Origin of the sequence: Escherichia sp. 94.0001, assembly GCF_013369155.2 — a bacterium.
In the GTDB taxonomy this organism is placed as follows: Bacteria; Pseudomonadota; Gammaproteobacteria; order Enterobacterales; family Enterobacteriaceae; genus Escherichia; species Escherichia coli_F.
In genome coordinates this window covers 23,203-29,266 of sequence record NZ_JABWMS020000058.1, presented here as the reverse complement: position 1 = coordinate 29,266, position 6,064 = coordinate 23,203, and the positions used below count along the sequence as shown (strand labels likewise).

Genomic DNA, 6,064 nt, shown 5'->3' with positions numbered 1-6,064 from the left:
TGGCAGCCTGAGTTCACAGATAAAACACTCTCCAGGAAAACCGGGGCGGTTCACTCAATAACCATTTCGATTCTCTGAAAAACGAAGTTGAGGACAATCGTAAAGAAGCCAATGCGGGAACTGCATCTGCCATCGCTATCGCCTCACAACCACAGGTGAAAACCGGTGACTTGATGATGGTGTCAGCGGGAGCGGGAACGTTCAACGGTGAATCTGCGGTGTCTGTAGGAACATCTTTTAATGCCGGAACGCATACGGTACTTAAAGCAGGTATTTCTGCGGATACACAATCTGATTTCGGTGCGGGTGTCGGCGTGGGATATTCGTTCTAATTTTAACAGCAATTTCTTATTCGCAATTTTCCGCACATTATTTAAGGTTAACAATGATGAATAGCTCCATTAAATCGTTTTCCCTGCTGGCGGTTATATTACTGGCTGGCTGTAGTTCACCCACTTCCCGCATCGCAGATTGCCAGGCGCAGGGCGTCAGCCATGACACCTGTTATCTCGCAGAACAACAGCGTCAGACGGCTATTTTAAGTGCATCCGAGGCGCAGGCATTTAAAAATGCAGAAGCCGCACAACATGCCCAGGTGGCAAAGAAAGCCATTTATAAAGGATTTGGCATGACCTTTAGAATGAGCAGTAAGAACTTTGCTTATCTCAATGATTCATTATGTGCAATTGATGAAGACAATAAAGATGCCACTGTTTATCAGTCAGGTCTTTATAACGTCATTGTTTATCACCACACGGGAAAAGTCGCCTTAATGAAGGAAGGTCAGTTTGTGGGTTATTTAAAATGAAGGAGCAAAGGAAAATCCCCCTGACGCATATTATGATTATCGGTGCGTTTATTTTTGCCTTCTTGCAAGTGGTGTTATTAGCCTCCCTGGTTCACGCTGTGAATGTTAACAACGAAATCCAGGAAGGCTTATTTCAGTCGGGGCGCATTATGGTAGAAAGTTTGCAGCATATTCTTTCGGTGCAAACGGGGATTAATGGGTAAGGATACCGTTACCATTTCCAGAGCAATAGGCACCAGCGTAATTTTCTGGCACAGTTCAGGGTTCTGAATATTCGGCTAAGGAGTGGCCATGCTTTTTCCCTTTCGAAAACCTGAAGTACGTCTGCTGAAAAATACCGCTGCGGGCGTCATTTTTTCGGTGAAGTCCGGTAAAGGATTTCTGCGTCAATGTGTGCTTTACGATCCGCACCCTTATGGGCTTATCCGTTCACTCTGCTGGCAGGATGTCCCGTTAATACGTTTCTGGTCCGAGGCCGGCTGCCCCACCTGCGCGGAATTTGTCTACAGCGGTTTTGCGGATGATGAACAGGGAGCCGTCCGGTTTTTGTCTGCTCTCGAAAACTGGAATCGCCCATGGTCTGGCTTTACGGACGCTTTTGCCACGCTTACACCGCTGTTCTCATGCCTGGCTGATGGCTATTATCTGCTGGAAGATCGTGAACTTTACCCGACGGATGGCAATGGGCATTTCTTTTGGGCGGCAACGGACCATAGCGCCAGTAATCCGGCAACCGTTGCCGTCTGGGATCCTGAATATTGCTATTTCTGTGACACCGCCCCCTGTTTTCTTCTTCCCGGACAGCCGCCATCACATTTTAATCCTGATCGTGCGACGTTTTATCGCAATAAACCGGACGCCCGCGCTCTGGCCTGGTATCTCCCTGATTCCTATCTCTGCGTTCTGCTCGACGGGCACCATAAGGCCACTGCTGCCGCACTGGAAGGGCGACCGCTCAAAACACTGGTACTCAGCACGGCAACCCGTTTTAATGATGAGCAACAAACACTGGTATTTCCGGGCGGGGAATTTCTGCACAAAACAGAGCTGCAATTCCGCATACCAAAACTCACCGCGTGGAAAACATTACCGTCCAGCGCATGGGAGAGTTTCGGCCCTGATAAGCCCATCAGCCCATCCGAAACCTGGTCTGAAGAGTTGCAGCAGAGCGTCAGTCGGTACCCTTCACTGGATCAAGCCTGGCAAATTGTTGAGGCCGGGAATTTGAGCGAAACTCGTATTAAGAGCATGATCCAACAAGGTTTGGGGGAGGATGAAAAGGCTGATGTAATTTTGCAGGCACTGTTTTCCACACACTCGCCGCTTTTTATTGACTTTGCCCGATTCGTTATCAGCTATCCGGCATACGCCAGTTATCGCCCCCTCACCTTCCGGTTGATGGCGCAAAACCGAACGCCGCAAGCAGATGCTTTTTTTCTGGATTTTGCCATCAATGATGACGGCGAACGTCCGGAGTTGACGAAAATAATGGACGACTATTTTCGCAAGCGTTAATCACCCCGCCCGATGATGACAGCAGCCGGAGAGATTTTCGATAATTGGGCAGTCGGCGCTGTCATCACCGGGGCAGGCATTCGCCAGCGCCAGTAACTGGTTGCGCATGGATTGCAGCTCCTCAATGTGTCGTTCGATCTCCGCCACCTTCTCCAGGGTGCGCCGTTTGACGTCGGCGCTATGCCGCTGCGGGTCGTTAAACAGATTCACCAGTTCGCCGCTCTCTTCCAGGTTAAAGCCCACCTGGCGCGCCTGGCGCAGTAAGGTCAGTTCGTTGAGATGCTGCTGCGTGTAGGTTCGATAACCGTTTTCGCTGCGCATCGGCGGTGTCACCAACCCCTTCTCTTCATAGAAGCGAATGGCTTTGCTGGTCAGGCCGGTAATTTTTGCTACATCGCTAATGTTCATCGTTCGCGCAACGCCTCCTGTGCTTTGTTAAAGGGTTTCAACAGATAATCCAGCACGCTTTTTTTGCCGGTGCGGATATCGACCGTCGCCACCATGCCGGGAAATATCGGAAACTGCTGTTTATGTTTATTTTCCAGATGGTTGCTGAAAGTGCGAATGTACACCCGATAGTAATAAACATCGCGTCGCACTTCATCCTGCACGGTGTCTGGTGATATCACCGCCACTTCCCCCGGCAGGCCGCCGTAGATGGAGTAATCGTAAGCGGTTATTTTCACCAGCGATTTTTGCCCCGGATGGATAAATGCCACATCGCGCGGGGAGATTTTTGCCTCGATCAACAGTTGCTCATCCAGCGGCACGATAGTCATGAGTTTACCACCGGGGGCGATGACGCCGCCAACCGTGGTGACGTCAATGTCCTGAACAATGCCTCGCACCGGCGCAGTAAAGTTGAGCCGGGTGAGAGAATCTTCCCGCCCGCGGATCACCGAACGCTGGGTTTCCACTTCCGCATTGGCTTTCGCTAACTCTTCGCGCGCCTGAACGTAGTATTGCGTGCGCACGTCGCTAAGTTTGTTTTCCAGTTCATTGGCCTGACGTTGCAGGCGCAGCACTTCGACGCTGCTCGCCGCCCCCTGTTTTACCAGCGGCTGGGTCATCGCCAGTTCGCGGTTGACCAGGCTAATCCCCTGCGTCAGCCCGGTGGTGGCTTTGTTCAGCCCATCGCGGCGAGTGTTATATAACGCCGTTTCCGACTCGATAAGTTCGGGGAATTTATTCAGTTCGTCAGGGAAGACCAGCGGTTTATTGCTCACTTCCGCCCGCAGCCGCGCCGAGGTTGCCAGCGCCGCGTACAGCCGCGACATCGCTTCCTGGACGTCGGATTCCGTTTTGGTGCGGTTAAGCTGCGCCAGCGGCTGCCCCTGTTCGACAATATCGCCAACCTTCACGTCGAGATGATACAAAATCCCGCCTTCCAGCGACTGCACCACCTGTTCGCGTCCAGAAGGTTCTACCGTGCCGCTGCCGGTGGTGACTTCATCAAGCTGGAAGTACCACGCCCAGCCGAGAAAACAGAGCAGCATCACAGCGGTAACGCGTACCGCCAGCGCCGAACGCGGCAAGCGGGGTTCAGTCAGGCCACGGTTGTATTGCAGTTGTCCGTTCATGCGGCAGACCCCTTATTCTTCTCCTGCAACACCACACGTCGCGTCGTGGGTTCGCTCTGTTCACGCAAAATAGTCTCTTTCGCGCCGTCCATCACAATGCGCCCCTGATCCATCACGATTATCCTGTCAACCAGTTGCAGCATTGCCGTGCGGTGAGTAGCAATGACCAGCGTGCGATGCCCAATCCACTGTTTTAGTTGTTCAATTAAATACGCTTCCGCCATTTCATCCAGCGAGGCGCTGGGTTCATCAAGCAGCACGATATTGGGTTGAGAGATGAGGAGCCGCGCCAGCAGCAGCGTTTGCCGCTGGCCGCCAGAAAGACCAAATCCCCCTTCCTGAATCATGTAGTTAAGGCCGTTTTTCTGCTTCTGCACAAACGGCAGCGCTCCGCTGAGGGTCAACGCGCGTTCGATATCTTCATCGCTGGCTTCTGGCATCCCCATGGTGAGGTTTTCCCGCAGCGAACCGAAGAACAGTCGCCCGGTCTGGCTGAGCAGCCCCATGTCGCGACGCAGATCTGCCGGATCAAGCTGCCCGATGCTAATGTTATCCAGCAGCACCTGCCCCTGCTGGGCGATACGCATTCCGGCAAGCATTTGCAGTAGCGTTGATTTACCCGCGCCGTTGCGCCCGAGAATGGCGATTTTCTCTCCGGCCTGAATGTTGAGTTTGCCGATCGCCACATCGGCAATCTTCTCTTCTTCGTCGTAATAAAACACCGCGTTGCTGAACTGATAATTGCCGTGCAGCACTGCTTTATGCACCAGTTTGCCGTGTTCCGGCTGATCCACCGGGCGCTTCATCAGTTCATCAAGGCCATTACGCGCCACCTTCGCCTGCTGCCAGCGCGAAAGCACGCCGGATATCTGCGACAGCGGCGCGATGGTGCGCGAAGCCAGAATCGTCGTCCCCACCAGCGCGCCGGTGGTCATGTCGCCGTTCATCACCATAAAGCAGCCTACCAACAGCACCACCACATAGACGATGGATTGCACTTCCTGCGTCCAGGTGAGCAGTAGCCCGGTGAGAAAACGTTGCTTCATGCTGATAGATGACGCCACGTCGTTGGTGTGATTCCACTGATTCTGGAAACGCTGTTCAGCACGCAGCAGTTTAATGTCTTCAATCGACTGCACGGCCTCGACAAGCGTAGCGTTGCGCACTGCCGATTCGCGCATCCCTTCGTTCGCCAGCCGCGCCAGCGGGCGTTGTACCAGCAGACCGGGGATCACCAGCAAGGGCAGCGCCAGCAAAACCACCAGCACCAGCCAGCCGCCGATCATCCACAAAATAAAGACAAACAGCAGGAAGAACGGCAGATCCGCCACCGCGCCAATGGTGGTGGAAGTGATCAGTTCCCGCACCGATTCCAGTTCGCGGATCTGTGAGATAAACGATCCGGTGGATTTCGATCGCACGTTATTTTTCAGCCGTAATGCGTGACCAAACACGCGATCCGAAATACGCAGATCCGCCCGTTTGCCGATCACATCGGAAAGGTGTGTGCGCACCATGCGCATACAGAACTCAAACAGAATCGCCATCATCACCCCGGCGAACAGCACCCATAGCGTCGGGTAGGACTGCGCCGGAACAACGCGGTCGTAAACCTGCATCGAGAAAATCATCGCCGCCAGCGCCAGCACGTTCGCCACCAGCGAGGCCAGCATAATATCGCCATAGCGCCGCCAGTCTTTTAGCGAAAGATTCCAGAACCAGTTAGCCTGATACGGGCGAATGTAGTCATCCACCCGCGCATCGGGAATGGCGCTGAGCGGTCGTAGCAGCGCCAGTTCAACGATTTTGTCTTCTATATCCGTGACGTTTAATGTGGTTTCCAGCCCTTCGTCACCGCTGAACTGAACGCTGATATTGTCGTGATTGTCGCGGCGGGTGATCACGCCAATCTGTTGATTATCAAACACCGCGATCAGCGGCAGACGCCAGGGGTTAAGCGAGTCGGCGGAAAACTCCACCAGCCGCAGCCCCATCCCTAACTGCCGCGCCATATCGGTCAATAACTCCTCCCGTTTGCTGTCGCGCTCCCAGTTGACGGTCGCGCGCACATTCTCCTGGGAAAAATCGAGGCGGTAATAGCGCGCCACGGCGATCATCGCCTCCAGCCAGGCTTCCACGGACTGGGCATTTTTTTTCATTC

General features: G+C 53.6%; 6 protein-coding genes and 1 pseudogene. 4 read left to right on the top strand and 3 right to left on the bottom strand.

Translation table 11 applies throughout. The features are described 5' to 3' along the window. Window positions 1–50: 50 nt before the first annotated feature. From HEN33_RS19540 to HEN33_RS19525, 4 genes and pseudogenes are all read left to right on the top strand, one after another. A pseudogene (locus HEN33_RS19540) lies at window positions 51–332 on the top strand (YadA C-terminal domain-containing protein); the annotation flags it as partial. A gap of 53 nt (window positions 333–385) precedes the next feature. Beyond that, on the top strand, window positions 386–808 hold the full coding sequence (locus HEN33_RS19535; RefSeq protein WP_176263537.1) for a hypothetical protein: 423 nt from the start codon (window positions 386–388) through the stop codon (window positions 806–808). Beyond that, entirely contained in the window at window positions 805–1,011 is a 207-nt protein-coding gene (locus HEN33_RS19530) for a hypothetical protein (protein WP_000664217.1), read from the top strand. Before HEN33_RS19535 ends, HEN33_RS19530 begins: the two co-directional genes overlap by 4 nt. Before the next feature lie 88 nt (window positions 1,012–1,099). Next, the gene (locus tag HEN33_RS19525; protein ID WP_176263538.1) at window positions 1,100–2,323 is read left to right on the top strand and encodes a hypothetical protein; all 1,224 of its coding nucleotides are present in this window, start codon (window positions 1,100–1,102) and stop codon (window positions 2,321–2,323) included. Here HEN33_RS19525 and cueR read toward each other — a convergent pair whose 3' ends face one another. The 3 genes from cueR to HEN33_RS19510 are packed head-to-tail and all read right to left on the bottom strand — an operon-like array spanning window position 2,324 to window position 6,062. Continuing rightward, window positions 2,324–2,731, bottom strand: coding sequence for a Cu(I)-responsive transcriptional regulator (gene cueR, locus HEN33_RS19520; protein WP_001026752.1), 408 nt, complete (start codon window positions 2,729–2,731; stop codon window positions 2,324–2,326). It abuts the gene before it with no gap. After that, on the bottom strand, window positions 2,728–3,903 hold the full coding sequence (locus HEN33_RS19515; protein WP_001014326.1) for an HlyD family type I secretion periplasmic adaptor subunit: 1,176 nt from the start codon (window positions 3,901–3,903) through the stop codon (window positions 2,728–2,730). Before HEN33_RS19515 ends, cueR begins: the two co-directional genes overlap by 4 nt. Next, entirely contained in the window at window positions 3,900–6,062 is a 2,163-nt protein-coding gene (locus HEN33_RS19510; protein WP_176263539.1) for a type I secretion system permease/ATPase, read from the bottom strand. The genes HEN33_RS19515 and HEN33_RS19510 overlap by 4 nt, the downstream gene beginning before the upstream one ends. Window positions 6,063–6,064: the final 2 nt, after the last annotated feature.

What these genes read in the sequence shown, in the direction of transcription:
- HEN33_RS19535 (WP_176263537.1), top strand. Translation starts at nt 386, where the DNA reads ATGATGAATAGCTCCATTAAATCGTTTTCCCTGCTGGCGGTTATATTA.
- HEN33_RS19530 (WP_000664217.1), top strand. Translation starts at nt 805, where the DNA reads ATGAAGGAGCAAAGGAAAATCCCCCTGACGCATATTATGATTATCGGT.
- HEN33_RS19525 (WP_176263538.1), top strand. Translation starts at nt 1,100, where the DNA reads ATGCTTTTTCCCTTTCGAAAACCTGAAGTACGTCTGCTGAAAAATACC.
- cueR (WP_001026752.1), bottom strand. Translation starts at nt 2,731, where the DNA reads ATGAACATTAGCGATGTAGCAAAAATTACCGGCCTGACCAGCAAAGCC.
- HEN33_RS19515 (WP_001014326.1), bottom strand. Translation starts at nt 3,903, where the DNA reads ATGAACGGACAACTGCAATACAACCGTGGCCTGACTGAACCCCGCTTG.
- HEN33_RS19510 (WP_176263539.1), bottom strand. Translation starts at nt 6,062, where the DNA reads ATGAAAAAAAATGCCCAGTCCGTGGAAGCCTGGCTGGAGGCGATGATC.